The organism is Pseudonocardia sp. SID8383, assembly GCF_009864975.1.
Taxonomy (GTDB): Bacteria; Actinomycetota; Actinomycetes; order Mycobacteriales; family Pseudonocardiaceae; genus Pseudonocardia; species Pseudonocardia alni.
This window is the reverse complement of sequence record NZ_WWFY01000933.1, coordinates 1-1,424: the sequence shown is the minus strand read 5'-3', so window position 1 is coordinate 1,424 and position 1,424 is coordinate 1. Positions and strand designations below refer to the sequence as shown.

General features: G+C 76.3%; 1 pseudogene. It reads left to right on the top strand.

Annotated elements, in window-relative coordinates:
• A pseudogene (locus GTW08_RS22385) lies at window positions 1-1,419 on the top strand (hypothetical protein); the annotation flags it as partial.
• Between the last annotated feature and the right edge of the window lie 5 nt (window positions 1,420-1,424).

Genomic DNA, 1,424 nt, shown 5'->3' with positions numbered 1-1,424 from the left:
GTCGCCGCCGAGCAGGCCCGGACCGCCTACGACGAGGCCGAGAGCCGCCGCGCCGACGCCGCGACCGAGCTGGCCGTCGCCCGCCGCGAACTGGAGCGGTTCACCGGCAGCGAGCGGCCGATCGACCCCTACGACCCGCCCCGCGACGCCGAGCACGGCCGCGAGCTGGTCGCCCGCGCCACGGCCGACCTGGACGCGGCGGGCAAGGACCTGGAACGCCGTCGTCGGGCCCGGACCGACGCCGAGGACGCCCACCGCACCGCCACCGACCTCGCCCGCGGGTTCGGGCTGGTCGTGTCCTCGCTGGACGAGACGCCCGAGCCGTCCGGGGTGCCGTTCGACGGCGACGTCGAGGCCGCCCAGGCTGCGCTCAAGCGCCACCAGAACGCCGTCCGCGACGCGGCGGGGGAGCGGACACGCGCCGAGAAGAAGGTCCGCGAGGGCGTCGACGCCGTCGCCCGCTTCGCCCAGGACCCGCGGTTCGCGACCCTGAGCTCCCCGGTGCACCGCCACATCGGCGGTGTCGACCGGTCGGAGATGCCCGGCCTCGCCGCGGAGTGGATCGCCGCGCTGCGCCCGCGGCTGCGCTCCCTCGACGACGACCTCGGCAACATCGAGCGGCACCGCTCCGGGATCGTCACCCGGCTGTCCGGGATGGTCGGCGAGGCGCTGCGGACGGTGCGCCTCGCGCAGCGGCTGTCCCAGCTGCCCGAGGGCCTCGGCGACTGGTCGGGCCAGCAGTTCCTGCGGATCCGGTTCGAGGAGCTGCCCGACGCGGCGCTGCGCCACGAGCTCGGCGCCGTCGTCGACCGCACCGCCACCGGCATGGCGGGCGGGAAGGCGAAGGACCGGCGCGACGGCATGTCCATGCTGCTGCGCGGGGTCCGGGCCGCGATGCCGAAGGGTGTCCGGGTCGAGATGCTCAAGCCCGACGCCGTGCTGCGCACCGAGCGGCTGCGCGTTTCCGCGATCAAGGACGTGTTCTCCGGCGGGCAGCAGCTGACCGCGGCGATCGTCCTGTACTGCACGATGGCGGCGCTGCGGGCGCACCAGCGCGGGCAGGGCAGGCGGGCGCACGCGGGCGTGCTGTTCCTCGACAACCCGATCGGGCGGGCGTCGGCGGGGTACCTGCTGGAGCTGCAGTTCGGCGTCGCACAGGCCCTCGGCGTGCAGCTGGTCTACACGACCGGGCTGTTCGACGCCGGCGCGCTGTCGTCGTTCCCGCTGCTCGTGCGGCTGCGCAACGACGCCGACCTGCGCGCCGGACGCAAGTACCTGTCCGTCGACGAGCGGGTCACCCGGTCGGTGCCCGACGCCGACGCCCCCGGCGGCCGGATCACCGCCGCCCGCGTCTACCGGCGCCCCGAGGCCGCGGTGGCCGCCGGCACCGGCGACGACGGCGCGGGGTCGGCCGGATGACCCCG